The organism is Xanthomonas sp. BRIP62409 (assembly GCF_003992965.1).
GTDB lineage: Bacteria > Pseudomonadota > Gammaproteobacteria > Xanthomonadales > Xanthomonadaceae > Xanthomonas > Xanthomonas euroxanthea.
In genome coordinates this window covers 1-13,772 of sequence record NZ_QEZJ01000030.1, presented here as the reverse complement: position 1 = coordinate 13,772, position 13,772 = coordinate 1, and the positions used below count along the sequence as shown (strand labels likewise).

Sequence of the window (13,772 nt, the reverse complement as noted above, 5' to 3'; positions counted from 1 at the left end):
TGTTTGACGGTCTGGATCAGCGCGTCTTCGGTGTCACCCGCCAGATCACGTTCCCGACATCGTCGGCCACCAGCAGCGCGCCGGTATTGTCCGGGCTCACGCCCACCGGGCGCCCCTGTGCATTGCCCTCGGCGTCCAGGAAACCATCCAGCACGGTGATCGGCGTGCCGCTGGGCTTGCCGTCGGCAAACGGCACGAACAACACCTTATAGCCGCTGGGCGGATCGCGATTCCACGAGCCGTGCTGGCCGATGAAGGCGCCCTGCCGGAAGCGCTCCGGCAGCAGGCTTCCGCTGGCAAAGCTCAGACCAAGCGAGGCGGTATGCGGGCCCAACGCGTAATCGGGCTTGAGCGCCTTGGACACCAGCTCGGGGTTTTGCGGCTTGACCCGCTCGTCCACGTGCTGGCCGTAGTAGCTGTACGGCCAGCCATAAAAGCCGCCATCGCGCACCGACGTGAGGTAGTCGGGCACCAGATCGCTGCCGATCTCGTCGCGCTCGTTGACCACGACCCACAGCGACTTGCTCTGCGGCTCCCAGGCGGTGCCGACTGGATTGCGCAAGCCGCTGGCAAACACGCGGCTGCTGCCGGTGGCCGGGTCGATCTCCAGGATCGCCGCACGGTTGAGTTCGGCCTCCATGCCGTTTTCGGCCACATTGCTGTTGGAGCCGACGCCGACGTACAGCTTGCTGCCATCGGCACTGGCCAGCAGCGACTTGGTCCAGTGGTGATTCAGCCCGCCAGGCAGATTGGCCACGAAGGTCGGTTTGGCGGTGATATGCGTCTCGCCGGGCTTGTACGGGAAGCTCACCAGCGCATCGGCATTGGCCACGTAGAAACGATCGCCGACCAGGGCCATGCCGAATGGCGAGAACAGGCCGCTGATGAACTGGGTACGCACTTCGGCCACGCCATCGCCATCGGCATCGCGCAGCAAGGTGATGCGGTTGGCGCTGGGCACCACGGCACCGGCCTTGCTCATCATCGCGCCCTGCACCTTCTTGCGAATGCCACCGCCTTCGGCGCTGTCCGGTTTTGGCGGCTCGGCGGTTTCGGCCACCAGCACGTCACCGTTCGGCAGCACATAGATCCAGCGCGGGTGGTCCAGATCACGCGCGAACGCGGCAACCTGCAGGTCGTCGGCGGCGATCGGCTTGGCGTTCTCGGTCCAGCGCTTGACCGGCGCCACCTTGACGGTGGGGATCAGGCGTTTGACCGGCTCGGGCAATTGCGGGTTCGGCCCGGTCCCCTGTTCGATGGCAAGCGTGGCGGTGTCGCCGCAGGCGGCGAGGACGGCGACGGTCAGTAACGACAGCGGCCAGCGGGCAAGCTTCAACGCGGGAGCATTCATTGCGCGGGCAATCCTGAACAGTTGCGACAATCGGCCATCATGCCGTCACCGTCACGACGAGAAGTAAACACATCGTCAATGCATCGTTCAGGGCGCGGCTTGCGGATCACTGCCCAATGGCAACGGATGCACGGCCACGATGCGGTCCATCCAGATCCAGTGCGGCTCCTGTGCGGCGTCCAGCTGGTCGATGCGCAGCTGGCCGTTGAGCCCTTCGCGCTGCTGGTCGTCCAGGTAGGTCTGGATGCTCGGGCGCACCGCGACGGTGCCGCTGATCATGCTGCCGTCGTCGAGTTCGACGCGGACGCGCTCCTGGCCACCGAGCAGCGAGACCCAATGTTCGAGCGTGGCGATCTGCACTTGTTCCGAATAGACGTGCGGGGCGTATCTGGACATGGCGTCATCTCCATCGAGGGAGTGCATCACGCTAGGCCACACGCTGTGAAAGAGGCAGCAAACAGCCCCCTTCGGCCGGTTGCGGATCTGTCGCCGCGACGGCGCGGCATCAGACCCGCCTTCGGCCTCACTCCACCGATTCGCGCGCGGCGCGTACCGCGGTGACCAGCTGGGCGACGCTGTAGGGCTTGGCCAGATGCTCCTGGAAACCGGAGTCCAGCGCGCGCTTGCGATCGTCGTCGCGTGCCAGTGCGGTAACGGCCACCGCCGGCAGTGCTGTCGCGTCCAGCCCCAGGTTGTCGCGCACGGTGCGGATCAGCCCGTAGCCGTCCATGCCCGGCATGCCGATGTCGGTCAGCATCAGATCGAAGCGTGCGTGGCCGCGATGATCAATCAACGCCAGCGCATCGGTGGCGCTGCCGGCGGTGACCACTTCGGCGCCCTGCTCTTCCAGCAGGCGGCGCAGGTAGTCGAGCATGTCCGGCTGGTCTTCCACCGCCAGCAGGCGCAGGCCGTTGAGCGCACGCGCTTCGATGATCTGCTCGGACATCAGCCGCCGGCGCAGCTCGCGCCGCGGACGCCTGGCCTGGTCGGGAACATGCTCGGGCAGGCGCACCGTGAACGTGGCGCCCTTGCCGCGCCCGCCACTGGTGGCGCTGACCTGGCCGCCATGCATTTCCACCAGCTGCTGCACGATCGCCAGGCCCAGGCCCAGGCCGCCGTGCTGGCGCGTGGTGGTGCCGTCGGCCTGGCGGAACCGGCCGAACAGATGCGGCAGGAATTCGGCAGCAATGCCGTCGCCCGAATCGCGCACCGACACCAGCACGTGGCCGTCGTCGCGCTCGATGGTGACGTCGATGCGGCCATGCGCCGGAGTGAACTTGATCGCATTGGACAGCAGATTCCACAACACCTGCTGCAGCCGCGTGGCATCGCCCAGCACCAGGCACGGCGTGGACGGGGCATGCACCTCCAGCACCTGGTCCTTGCCCTCGGCCGCCAGCTCTTGGGTGTTCAAGGCTTCGCGCACCTGCTCGGCCAGGTCCAGCGACTCGACCTCCAGCTGCACCTTGCCCAGCAACATGCTGCTGAGATCGAGCATGTCCGAGATCAGGCGTTTCTGCGCACGGGCGCTGCTGGCGATCACCGACAGGCCCTTGTAGTTGGGATGGCCTTCCTCGACCCGCTGCAGCAACAGCTCGCTCCACCCCAGGATGGTGGTCAGCGGCGTGCGCAATTCGTGCGACAAGGTGGCCAGGAATTCGTCCTTCAGCCGCGCCATGCTCTCGGCTTCGTTGCGCGCACTGCGCTCGGATTCGAGCAGTTGCTCGCGCGCCAGTTCGATCTCGCGCTGTTCGGTCACGTCCGGGCTGCTGCCGGCCAGGCCGATGAAGCGCCCGTCGGCCGAGTAGCGCGGCGTGGCGGTCATCTCGATCCAGCGCCACTGCCCGTCATGGCGACGCGCACGCACCAGCGCGTGCAGGCCGCGCTGTTCGTCCAGCGCGGCGGCGAGTTCGAACTGGAAGATCGACAGGTCGTCCGGATGCAGCAACTCGCTCCAGGCCGAGACCGTGCCGCTGGAAATGTCGATGCCGAAGAATTCGCCATACGCACTGTTGACGAAGCGCACCACGCCCTGCGCGTCCAGCACCCAGACCGGCATCGGCAGGCCGTCGGCCAGCGCGCTGAAGCGGGCTTCGCTTTCGGCCAGCTCGCGCTCCACCCGCTTGCGCTCGGTGATGTCCATGAACAACACCGCCACCCGCGCCTGCTCCGGCTGACCGACCCGGAACGCATCCACCGAATACCAGCGGCGCAGCGCCTTGGCCTGCATTTCGAAGTGGATGCGGTTACCGGTGCGGGCGACATGACCGTAGCGGTCGAACCACTCCTGTTCGTGATCGGCCAGCATGCCGCGAATGGACACGTTCACTACGTCAGACAGACCGGTGTAACGCTCGAACGCGTCATTGGTCATGCGGAACACGTAATCGACGGCCTGGTCGCCGTCGAACACCATGTCGATGACGCAAAACCCCGCATCCAGGTTATGGAAGATCTCGTGGTACATCCCCGGGTCGAGGAAGGGCTCGGCGGATGCTGCCGGGAGGCCGGTGGCCAGATCGGGGCGGGTGGTCGAGGTGCTCAAATCGGGATCCAGGGGTGATGCCAGGGCGGATGACGGGCAGATGAAAGCACGCACGGTGTCGTCAGCGGGTGCACAGCCAGCCGACCCGGTTCACACGCATCCAGCCCGTTCCCCGGCGATCACCACAACAGCGCCGCGCACAGCGCGATGCATGCCGCCAGCACCACGATCCCGGCGATCACGCCGCGGAACACCCACTCGCCTTCGCGGCGCAATTGCTCGTCCATCCAGCACTGCGCTTCTTCGCGCCAGGCGGTGGAGCGCGCGTACTCGGCATCGAGCAACAGCAGCCTCACCCGCGACAGGCCGAGCCTGGCGCATTCGCTGCGGCAGCGCTCGCTGAAACCATCTTCGCCGGTGGCGACCTGTGCGCCCAGCGGCAGCTGCAGTTCGAGTTCATGCCTGGACATAACGGGGACGCTCCTGATCAAGCTCGTGTTCCAGCGCCATCCGCGCCAGTTGGGTGTAGTTGGCACGCGGACCCTGGCCCCGGCCGGTGAGCATTCCCTGGTAATCCAGGTCCTGCCACACCCGCCCGGTCCACTCAACGCAATCCTCGGCAATCACCAGCATCAGCGAGTAGCGATACTCCAGCCCGTTGGCAGCGGTGTAGGCATAGACCGGCGGGAACTGCACCGCCACATCGCCCTGGCGCGCCAGTGCGGCCAGGTGCTCGCGCAAGGCATCGCGCGGCGAGGCCCCCGGTGCCAGGCGCAGCGTGCGCGTTGCCAGGTCCAGGTCCACCTCGCTTTGCAGGGCGACGAAAGCGGCCGCCCCGGTAGCGGGGTTGTGGCCGTGCTGCTTCGCCCAGTCGATGAACTGCAGGCGCACGTCCGACGGCATGTGTGCCGGCGCCGAAGAGGCTGATTTTGTGCGGAAAGAGTGGGTGTCCATGCTGGCGATCTTCCCGGCTGCGCCGTGAAGCGCAGGCGCAGGCGCAGTGAACCCGCCGTCATGGTGCCGACGCCGCGGATTAACCGCGTGGCAATGGCCTGCCAGGCCTTGCGCGGCAAGCGTTGCCGGCAAGCAGACGCGCCCCCACACTGCAGAAACGCCCGGTACTTCCACGTACCTTCCGCTTGGAGACTTTCCATGAAACGTTCCAGCCTTTGCGGCGCCAGCCTGTTGCTGGCAGGACTGCTCGCGGCAACCGGCGCGCAGGCACGTGTACGTAACGTCACCGATCCACAGGCGCCGCGCGCGGTGAGCGGCGACGGCAAGGTCGATGTCCGCTGGACCGATCCGGCACAGTTTTCCGAAGTGCGCTTCAGCGGCAACCGCTGGGAAGCACAGCGTGGCGACTGGGTCACCCAGCTGGCGAGCTATTTCCAGCAGAGCGCCGCGCGCAAACTCCCCGACGGCCAGCGCCTGAGCGTGACCATCACCGACATCCGCCGCGCCGGCCAGTACGAGCCCTGGCGCGGGCCACGCATGCAGGACGTGCGCATCGTCAAGGACATCTACCCGCCGCGCCTGAGCTTCAACTACACGCTGACCGGCGCCGATGGCCAGGTGATCGACCAGGGCGAACGCAAGCTGGTGGATTCGGCCTTTCTGATGAGCGGGCCGCGCCTGACCGACAGCGACCCGCTGCGCTTCGAGAAGGCGATGATCGACGACTGGGTGCGCAAGCAGTTCCGCGGCGACCGGAGCACGGCCGGGCTGTGAGCCACGCTAAAGCCCCTCTCCCGACTGAAAAGGGGTTGGGGTGAGGGTACGGGGCGAAGCCCACGTGTTGTTCCAAGTGCCTGTGGCTTCGCACGTCTCCTCATCCTCCCCTTCGGGGTAGCTTCTCCCGATGGGAGAAGGGACACACCTCACCGCGTGAGGCCCTCGCCCACTGCAGCCTCGCCCACATACACCCGCGGCACGCGCTTGAGTCCGCACAGCAACTGATACGCGCTGACATTGCACTGCGTTGCGAGCGGACTGACGCGCGGCGCGTCTCCCCAGAGCTGCACGCTGGCACCGATGTCGGCCTGCGGATGCTCGGTGAGATCCACGGTCAGCATGTCCATCGACACGCGGCCGATCAGCGGGCAGACCTGTCCATCCACCAGCACCGGCGTGCCGTTGGGGGCGAACTGCGGATAGCCGTCGGCATAGCCCATCGCCACCACGCCGACGCGGGTCGGCCGTTCGGCGACGAAACGTGCGCCGTAGCCCACCGGCTCGCCGGCCGGCAGCTCGCGCACCGAGATGATGCGCGAGCGCAGCGTCATCACCGGACGCAGCTGCGCGGTGATGTCGCTGTCCTGCGGGAACGGGTTTGCGCCGTACAGCATCAACCCCGGACGCGACCAGTCGTTGCGCAGCGCCGGCCAGCCAAGCAGGCCGGGCGAATTGCGCAGGCTGGTTTCCGCAGGCATGCCGCCGGCGGTCAGCGCGAACGCCACCGCCTGTTCGTCGGTGCGGCTGCACTCCAGCTCGTCGGCGCGCGCCAGATGGGTCATCAGCACCAGCGAGGCGATCTGCGGCAGCCCGCGCAGACGCAGCCACGCCGCACGGAAATCTTCCGGCGACAGGCCCAGCCGGTGCATGCCGCTGTCCAGCTTCAGCCACACCCGCAACGGACGCGGGCTCTGGAACTCGGCCAGCGCGCGCACCTGCTGCGGCGTGGCCGCCACCGTCCACAGATCGTGCTCGGCAATCAGGCGCAGTTCGTCGTGTTCGAAGAACCCTTCCAGCAGCAGGATCGGCGCGCGGATGCCGGCCTGGCGCAGCTCCAGCGCTTCTTCGATGCAGGCCACCGCAAAGCCGTCGGCCTCGCCGTCCAGCGCCTGCGCGCAGCGCACTGCGCCGTGGCCGTAGGCATCGGCCTTGAGCACCGCCAGGGCCTTGCTGTTGCCCAGCCGCCTGGCCAGGCGGTAGTTGTGACGCAGTGCGTCCAGGTCGATCAACGCTTGCGCAGGACGCACTACGCGGCCTCCTGCTGCGCGCGTGCGCTGCGTGGCGACAGGTAACGGAAGATGTCCAGGCCTTCGCTATCGATGTCGGGCGTGCGGCCCTGCATCAGGTCGGCCAAGTAGCGGCCAGACCCACAGGCCATGGTCCAGCCCAGGGTGCCGTGGCCGGTATTGAGGAACAGGTTGGCATACGGCGTGGCGCCGACCACCGGCGTGCCGTCCGGCGTGGCCGGGCGCAGGCCGGTCCAGAACTCGGCCTGGGCCAGATCGCCGGCCCCGGGAAACAGGTCGTTGACCACCATCTCCAGCGTGGCGCGGCGGCGCGGATTCAGCGACAGGTCGAAGCCGGCTACCTCGGCCATGCCGCCGACGCGGATACGGTCGTCGAAGCGGGTCAGCGCGATCTTGTAGCTCTCGTCCAGCACCGTGGAGGTCGGCGCGCGCTGCGCGTCCACGATCGGAATGGTCAGCGAGTAGCCCTTGAGCGGATACACCGGCAGATGCAGGCCGAGCGAGAGCAGCAGGTCGGCCGAATAGCTGCCCAACGCCAGCACGTAGCGGTCGGCGGTTTCGATGCGGCCATCGATCTGCACGCCGGTGACGCGCCCGCCTGCGTGCTGCAGATGCTCGATCTGCTGCCCGTAGCGGAACTCCACCCCGGCCTGCGTGGCCAGTTCGGCCAGGCGCTGGGTGAACAGCCGGCAGTCGCCGGTCTGGTCTTCGGGCAGGCGCAAGGCACCGGCCATCTGCGCGCCACCGCCGGCCAGGCCCGGTTCGAACTGCGCGATCTGCGCCGGGGTCAGCAGCTCGTAGGGCACGCCGTACTGGGCCAGCACCTCGATGTCCTGCGCGGCGGCATCCAGCTGCTGCTGGGTGCGGAACAGCTGGGTGGTGCCGAGCTGGCGGCCTTCGAATTCGATGCCGGTGCTGGCACGCAATGCGTTCAGGCAATCACGGCTGTAGTCGGACATGCGCACCATGCGCGCCTTGTTCACCGCATAGCGCTCGGCGGTGCAGTTGCGCAGCATCTGGCTGAGCCAGGCCAGTTGTCGCAGGTCGCGGGTGGGCCGGATCGACAACGGTGCATGCTGCTCGAACAGCCACTTCATCGCCTTGCCGGGCACACCCGGCGCAGCCCACGGCGAGGTGTAGCCGAACGACAGCTGGCCGGCGTTGGCATAGCTGGTCTCCAGCGCCGCCGCCGGCTGGCGGTCGACCACGGTGACCTGGCAACCGGCCTGCGCCAGATACCAGGCCGTGGTGGTTCCGATGACGCCGCTACCGAGAATGAGCACCCGCATGTCGTTCTCCTGGAAAGGGTATTCCCCCATAACCATGCGCCGAGGGGGATAGTTAGACGCAGTATATTGCGAGCCAGGCAGTGCCATTTCTGGAATCAGCGCACCTTGGCAGTGAATCCTCCTGTCAAAACTTGTGGAAGCAGACCCGATGACGACCCGCACGCGCGAGCTGGACAAGATCGACCGCAAGATCCTGCGCATCCTGCAGCAGGAGGGGCGGATTTCCTTTACCGAACTGGGCGAGCGGGTGGGTCTGTCGACCACCCCCTGCACCGAGCGCGTACGCCGGCTGGAGCGCGATGGCGCCATCACCGGTTACTACGCGCGGCTGGACCCGCACTATCTCAAGGCCAGCCTGCTGGTGTTCGTCGAGATCAGCCTGGCCTACAAGTCCGGCGACATCTTCGAGGAGTTCCGCCGCGCCGCGCTCAAGCTGCCCAACGTGCTGGAATGCCATCTGGTGTCGGGCGATTTCGACTACCTGCTCAAGGCGCGCATCAGCGAGATGGCGTCGTATCGCAAGCTGCTCGGCAGTACCTTGCTGACCATGCCGCATGTGCGCGAATCCAAGAGCTACATCGTGATGGAAGAGGTCAAGGAGACCCTGGCGTTGCCGATCGAGGGCTGATGGCCGATGGCTGGGATTCGGGATTCGTGACAGCGTGGGTCAGCGCACCACGCGCATGCCGTCGCCGGCCGGGACCGCGTCGTAATAGCGCCCGGTCTTGGTATCCAGCACCCGGTTGGCGCCGGCCGGCTGCATGCCCTGCAGCAAGCGGCCATTGCGGTCGTAGACCATCGGCGCGCTGGCCGGCGCAACCTGGCTGCCGGCCGGGGCCACCGGCGTCTGTGCCGGGCCACGGGTCGGAATGGTGGGCGCGGACGGGCGCTGGCCGAGCTGCGAGGGCACCGGAGCCGTGCCCGGCGCAGGCTGCACGGCGCGCGGTGCGGTCAGCGTGGGCTGGGCGGGCGTGGGGCTGGTGATCGGTTGCAAGGTATTGGACGCGCGTGTGCTGGTGGCCGATTGCGCCGTTGCCGCGCCTGCGGCAAGCAACAGACCACACAGCAGCAGGCCGCGCATCGAAGAAGGAATCGCCATGACGGACACCGTGCTTGATCGAGGAGTACCGACTGGATGGGGGCGCCGATGTACTGCGGCAATGCGGGAGATTGGCTGCGGGATGAACGCGTTCGCGAGGTGATCGCGGCGCGAAAGCATCCTTCTCCCAGCGGGAGAAGGTGGCGCGCAGCGCCGGATGAGGGTGCGTGCAACGCCTGGCAATCAGTACGGGGCCATGGCCTCGCCGCCGTACCCTCAGCCCAACCTCGCTCGGCGCCCCGGCGGAAGAGGGGCTTGGTCACCCGCACGCTTGAACCACGCCGACAACGCCCACATCACGGGTGCAGGCGCGGCACCCCTGCCAGCGCGCGCATGCGAGAGCCCCATGAGCCAGTTCGATCTGACCCCTCCCTCCCCCGCCCAGCGCGACGCCCTGATCGCCGGGCTCAGCGACGAGGAACAGCGCGTGCTGCTGCACCATGGCACCGAAGCGCCATTCTGCGGGGTGTTCCTGGATAACAAGCTCGACGGCGTCTACACCTGCCGCCTGTGCGGCTTGCCGTTGTTCCGCTCCAGCGCCAAGTTCGAATCCGGTACCGGCTGGCCGAGCTTCTTCGCGCCCTACGACGCCGCCCATGTGCGCGAGATCCGCGACATCAGCTACGGCATGATCCGCACCGAGATCGTCTGCGCGCGCTGCGACAGCCACCTGGGCCACGTCTTCCCCGACGGCCCGCCGCCGACCGGCGAACGCCACTGCCTGAACTCGGTCTCGCTGGGGTTTACCGAAAACGGCCAGGCGCTGCCCAACCCCTTGCAGCGCGAAGGCGCCGAGGCGCAACCGGCCTGAGCCGACGCGTGCCGTCCGGCACGCAGGGACTTCGTGCCGGACGCCGTGGCGCACACCTGCGCCCCGCATGCACACACCGGCAGGCGCTGCCGCATCGCCAACGCATGCGGTACGCGACGAGGCGTTGATCCATTCCGGCCACCCGGCGCGACTCGCCTGAGCCGGGTTGCGTCAGGACGCGTGTTGCAGAGACTGCTTGGCATGGGCGGTTGCACCGCGGAACCCCGTGATCCCCGGCTGAAGCGGCCCGCGGGCCACCTGGCGCGTGCAGCGCTGTTGCCGCCCATTTCCCGTGTGAAGATCCGCCGCGCCAGTTGATCGTTCAGCTACACCGCACACCTTCACGCCGTGCGCTTCAAGAATCTGCCGCGCAAGCCGAAACAACAGCAACCCTGTTTGCTTCTGGCTGCGCCATGCTCATCATCATCGGCTTCATCGTCGTCATCGTCAGTGTCCTGGGCGGCTATGTGCTGTCGCATGGCAAGCTGGGCGCGCTCTGGCAGCCGTACGAGCTGATGATCATCGGTGGCGCGGCGTTCGGCGCGTTTCTGGTCAGTACGCCCGGCAAGATCGTCAAGGAAACCTTCAGCAGCATCATGGGCGTGTTCAAGGGCCCGCAGTACAAGTCCGACGACTACAAGGACACGCTGAGCCTGATCTACGAGCTGCTCAACAAGGCGCGCCGCGACGGCTTCATGGCGCTGGAAGACCACGTCGAAAAACCGCAGGACAGCACCATCTTCGGCAACTACCCCAAGGTGGTTGCCGACCATCACCTGCTGGACTTCATCACCGACTGCCTGCGCCTGATGATCGGCAGCAACATCGAGCCGCACGAGCTGGAGCCGCTACTCGAGCTGGAGCTGGAAAAACATCACCACGAGGCGCTGGCGCCCTCGCATGCGTTGAGCAAGGTGTCCGACGGCCTGCCCGGCTTCGGCATCGTGGCGGCCGTGCTCGGCATCGTGATCACCATGGGCTCGATCGGCGGGCCGATCGAGGAGATCGGCCACCACGTCGGCGCCGCCCTGGTCGGCACCTTCCTGGGCATCCTGCTGGCCTATGGCTTCGTCGCGCCGCTGGCCGCGGCGATGGAAGCGCGCGCCGAGCAGGACGGGCGCATGTACGAGGCGGTCAAGACCGCGCTGCTGGCCTGCCTGCGCGGCTACAACCCGAAGATTGCGCTGGAATTCGCGCGCAAGACACTGCCCTCCAACGTGCGTCCGAGCTTTGCGGATTTCGAAACGCACCTGAAGACGATCAAGTAGGGCCGCGGTCATGGCCGAGGGCAAATCCACCGTCGTCATCCGACGGGTCAAGAAGGTGCAGGGCGGCGGCCATCACGGCGGCGCCTGGAAGGTGGCGTTTGCCGACTTCGTGACCGCGATGATGGCGTTCTTCCTGGTGCTGTGGCTGATGGCCGCCACCACCAAGGAGCAGCGCGCGGCGATTTCGGAATACTTCCGCAATCCCAGCCCGCTGTCGGGCAAATCGCCGGCGCCCTCGCCGGGCATGAACGGCCCCGGCGGCGCCAGCACCTCGATGATCAAGCTCGGCGGCACCGCCGACATGGCCAAGGGGCAGAAGGACGAAATGGGCCGCAAGCGCGACAACGCCGCCGACACCAACCAGGACAGCCGCGCCAAGGACAAGAAGCGCCTGGAAGCGCTGATGCAGGACCTGAAAGAAGCCATCGACAAGAGCCAGGCGCTGGAGCCGTTCAAGGACCAGTTGCTGCTCGACCTCACCCCGGACGGCCTGCGGATCCAGATCGTGGACAAACAGAACCGGCCGATGTTCGACATGGGCCGCGACCAGCTCAAGCCGTATACCGTGGCGATCCTGCGCGAGCTGTCCAGCTTCATCAACCAGGTGCCCAACCACATCAGCATCACCGGCCACACCGACACCACCGCCTACAGCAGCGATGCCGGCTACACCAACTGGGAACTCAGCGCCGACCGCGCCAACGCCGCGCGCCGCGCGCTGGTGGGCGGCGGCATGGACGATGCCAAGGTGACGCGCGTGGTGGGGCTGTCCTCGTCGGTGCTGTTCGACAAGACCAACCCGCAGAACCCGATCAACCGCCGCATCAGCATCGTGGTGATGACCCAGGATGCCGAACAGGCCGCGCTGGCCGGCGCCGGCCAGGGCATTGCGCTGGGCAAGCCCACCCACGATGCCGACACCCATGTGCCGGACCTGAGTGCCGCGGCGACTGCGGCCACCACGGCGGTGGGGACACCGGCCGCGCTGCCTGCGGCAGGGCCCACCGCGGCGGCGGGCGGACCTGCAGCTGCTGAGAACGCCAAACCGCCCGCGGCAACCACCACGGTCGGCAGCACCGCGCCGGCCGCGCCGCGCGTCTCCACGCGCACCCAGCTGGCCTCGGCCACGGCCCTGGCCAAGGCTGCCGAAGCTGCCGTGGCGGCGCCGCGCACTGCCGTCGGCGAAGCGCCCCAGCGGCGCTGACGGCGGCTGAGGGCATCTGGCCTGGTGATTGCCTGGCGGTTGCCTGGCGGTTGCCTGGCGGTTGCCTGGCGGCGGCTAGCGGTTGCTGACGGCTGTAAAGCTGGAGGCGGCAGGTTGTCGTGCAGACCTGACTGAGGTGCATGCCGAATTCCAGCATCCTGCGGCCGGCCGCTCCGGCTGCATTCCGGTCCCGACCAGCAGCGGCGCGCTCGTGCTCGGGCACAGGCGTGGTGTCGGCCGCTGCAGCCTGTCCGAAATACCGGCGTCGGCGCCTTCGACACGCTGGAGGGCCCCACAGGAGCGTGGACTGGCGCGGCGGGCGTTCACCGGCCCGATGGCGGTACCCGAGCCGGGCTGCGCACAAGCGCCTAGAATGGTCGGCCATTCCCAGCGTCGAGAACACCGTGTCCCGCAATTCCAAGGCCAAGCGCGACAAGCGCAAGAAGTCCCAACCCAAGCGCCCGATCGTCCGTCTGGGCCAGGCGCCGCAGATCGCCAACCATGCCGTGCTGCAGGATGCCGATGGCCGCGTGGTCGCGGCGATTGGCTTGCAGAACGACAGCGAATGGCTGCTGTCGATCGGCGGCCAGACCATGGGCAGCGCCGACAATCCGGTGCCGATGCTGGCCATGCTCAAGCACCTGGCCAATCTGCAGGAGAAGGAAGGCAAGACCATCTCGCTGGAATACTCCACCCAGCTGCAGCAGATGATCGACGACCTGGCCGCCGAAGACGGCAAGACCGCCGAGGAATACCTGACCACGCTGGTGTCCGAGTTCGAGAACAGCGACGCCGAAGGCGACGACGGCGAAGCCGAAGACGCAGATGCCGAGGCAAGCGATGCCCAGGCAGATGCTGACGCCGACGCCGACGCCAGCGACGCAGACGCCGCTGCCGAAACCGCAGACGACGCGCCGCAGGGCGATGCCGACGACGCAAGCGACGGCAGCAAGAAAAAGAAGACCAAGAAGGCCTGAGGGTCTGCCGGTGGCCGTCTACGTCGACGATGCGGTGCATCTGTGGCGCGAGCAGCGCTGGGCGCATCTGCTCGGCGATACGCTGGACGAGCTGCATGCAATGGCGGCGCGGCTGGGCATTCCCCGCCGCGCCTTCCAGAACAAACTCAGCGGCGCGCACTACGACGTGCCCGCACCGCTACGCACCGAAGCCATCGCGCTCGGTGCCATCGCCATCTCCCGTCACACCGATCGCGTCTTGCTCAAGGCCTTGATCGCCAATGCGCGTGCGCAGGCACGGGGCGAGGCGCCTTGAGGCGGGGATTGGGGA

Annotated in this window: 15 protein-coding genes; 7 read left to right on the top strand and 8 right to left on the bottom strand. The window is 67.4% G+C overall.

Annotated elements, in window-relative coordinates; translation table 11 throughout:
• Positions 1-16: 16 nt before the first annotated feature.
• The 5 genes from EO170_RS17745 to EO170_RS17725 form a co-directional block, all read right to left on the bottom strand.
• Positions 17-1,351 (bottom strand): sorbosone dehydrogenase family protein, encoded by a 1,335-nt coding sequence (locus EO170_RS17745; RefSeq protein ID WP_126947009.1) that lies wholly within the window; start codon positions 1,349-1,351, stop codon positions 17-19.
• 87 nt (positions 1,352-1,438) lie between these two features.
• Complete coding sequence (locus tag EO170_RS17740; RefSeq protein ID WP_016903450.1) at positions 1,439-1,747, bottom strand: DUF3247 family protein; 309 nt, start codon at positions 1,745-1,747, stop codon at positions 1,439-1,441.
• Between the two features lie 127 nt (positions 1,748-1,874).
• On the bottom strand, positions 1,875-3,908 hold the full coding sequence (locus tag EO170_RS17735; RefSeq protein WP_164741094.1) for a PAS domain-containing sensor histidine kinase: 2,034 nt from the start codon (positions 3,906-3,908) through the stop codon (positions 1,875-1,877).
• Between the two features lie 107 nt (positions 3,909-4,015).
• Positions 4,016-4,306 (bottom strand): hypothetical protein, encoded by a 291-nt coding sequence (locus EO170_RS17730; protein ID WP_126947006.1) that lies wholly within the window; start codon positions 4,304-4,306, stop codon positions 4,016-4,018.
• Complete coding sequence (locus EO170_RS17725; RefSeq protein WP_164741092.1) at positions 4,293-4,739, bottom strand: hypothetical protein; 447 nt, start codon at positions 4,737-4,739, stop codon at positions 4,293-4,295. Before EO170_RS17725 ends, EO170_RS17730 begins: the two co-directional genes overlap by 14 nt.
• Before the next feature lie 249 nt (positions 4,740-4,988).
• On the opposite strand from EO170_RS17725, the gene EO170_RS17720 reads away from it, so the two are divergent.
• The gene (locus EO170_RS17720; RefSeq protein ID WP_104649341.1) at positions 4,989-5,564 is read left to right on the top strand and encodes a DUF3016 domain-containing protein; all 576 of its coding nucleotides are present in this window, start codon (positions 4,989-4,991) and stop codon (positions 5,562-5,564) included.
• A 149-nt stretch (positions 5,565-5,713) separates the two neighbouring features.
• Here the strand turns inward: EO170_RS17720 and alr are convergent, their stop codons facing one another.
• Together alr and EO170_RS17710 are read right to left on the bottom strand one after the other, a co-directional pair.
• The gene (gene alr / locus EO170_RS17715) at positions 5,714-6,814 is read right to left on the bottom strand and encodes an alanine racemase (protein WP_126947000.1); all 1,101 of its coding nucleotides are present in this window, start codon (positions 6,812-6,814) and stop codon (positions 5,714-5,716) included.
• On the bottom strand, positions 6,814-8,103 hold the full coding sequence (locus EO170_RS17710; protein ID WP_104649339.1) for a D-amino acid dehydrogenase: 1,290 nt from the start codon (positions 8,101-8,103) through the stop codon (positions 6,814-6,816). Before EO170_RS17710 ends, alr begins: the two co-directional genes overlap by 1 nt.
• A 148-nt stretch (positions 8,104-8,251) precedes the next feature.
• Here EO170_RS17710 and EO170_RS17705 point away from each other — a divergent pair, with 148 nt between their 5' ends.
• On the top strand, positions 8,252-8,731 hold the full coding sequence (locus tag EO170_RS17705; RefSeq protein ID WP_024940284.1) for an Lrp/AsnC ligand binding domain-containing protein: 480 nt from the start codon (positions 8,252-8,254) through the stop codon (positions 8,729-8,731).
• A 39-nt stretch (positions 8,732-8,770) separates the two neighbouring features.
• On the opposite strand, the gene EO170_RS17700 is transcribed toward EO170_RS17705, so the two are convergent.
• Positions 8,771-9,202 carry a hypothetical protein gene (locus tag EO170_RS17700; protein ID WP_104649338.1) on the bottom strand — a complete coding sequence of 144 codons (432 nt, stop codon included), beginning with the start codon at positions 9,200-9,202 and terminating at the stop codon, positions 8,771-8,773.
• Between the two features lie 346 nt (positions 9,203-9,548).
• On the opposite strand from EO170_RS17700, the gene msrB reads away from it, so the two are divergent.
• From msrB to EO170_RS17675, 5 genes are all read left to right on the top strand, one after another.
• Positions 9,549-10,013, top strand: a complete 465-nt coding sequence (gene msrB, locus EO170_RS17695; RefSeq protein ID WP_104649337.1) for a peptide-methionine (R)-S-oxide reductase MsrB — start codon at positions 9,549-9,551, stop codon at positions 10,011-10,013.
• 413 nt (positions 10,014-10,426) lie between these two features.
• Positions 10,427-11,281, top strand: coding sequence for a flagellar motor stator protein MotA (gene motA / locus EO170_RS17690; RefSeq protein ID WP_104583217.1), 855 nt, complete (start codon positions 10,427-10,429; stop codon positions 11,279-11,281).
• Positions 11,282-11,291: 10 nt separating this feature from the next.
• Positions 11,292-12,485 (top strand): flagellar motor protein MotB, encoded by a 1,194-nt coding sequence (gene motB, locus EO170_RS17685; RefSeq protein ID WP_104583216.1) that lies wholly within the window; start codon positions 11,292-11,294, stop codon positions 12,483-12,485.
• A 302-nt stretch (positions 12,486-12,787) separates the two neighbouring features.
• Positions 12,788-13,462, top strand: coding sequence for a hypothetical protein (locus EO170_RS17680; RefSeq protein WP_241239470.1), 675 nt, complete (start codon positions 12,788-12,790; stop codon positions 13,460-13,462).
• 10 nt (positions 13,463-13,472) lie between these two features.
• Positions 13,473-13,757: a DUF4031 domain-containing protein gene (locus tag EO170_RS17675; RefSeq protein WP_104583214.1), complete on the top strand. Its 285-nt coding sequence runs from the start codon at positions 13,473-13,475 to the stop codon at positions 13,755-13,757.
• Positions 13,758-13,772 lie beyond the last annotated feature (15 nt).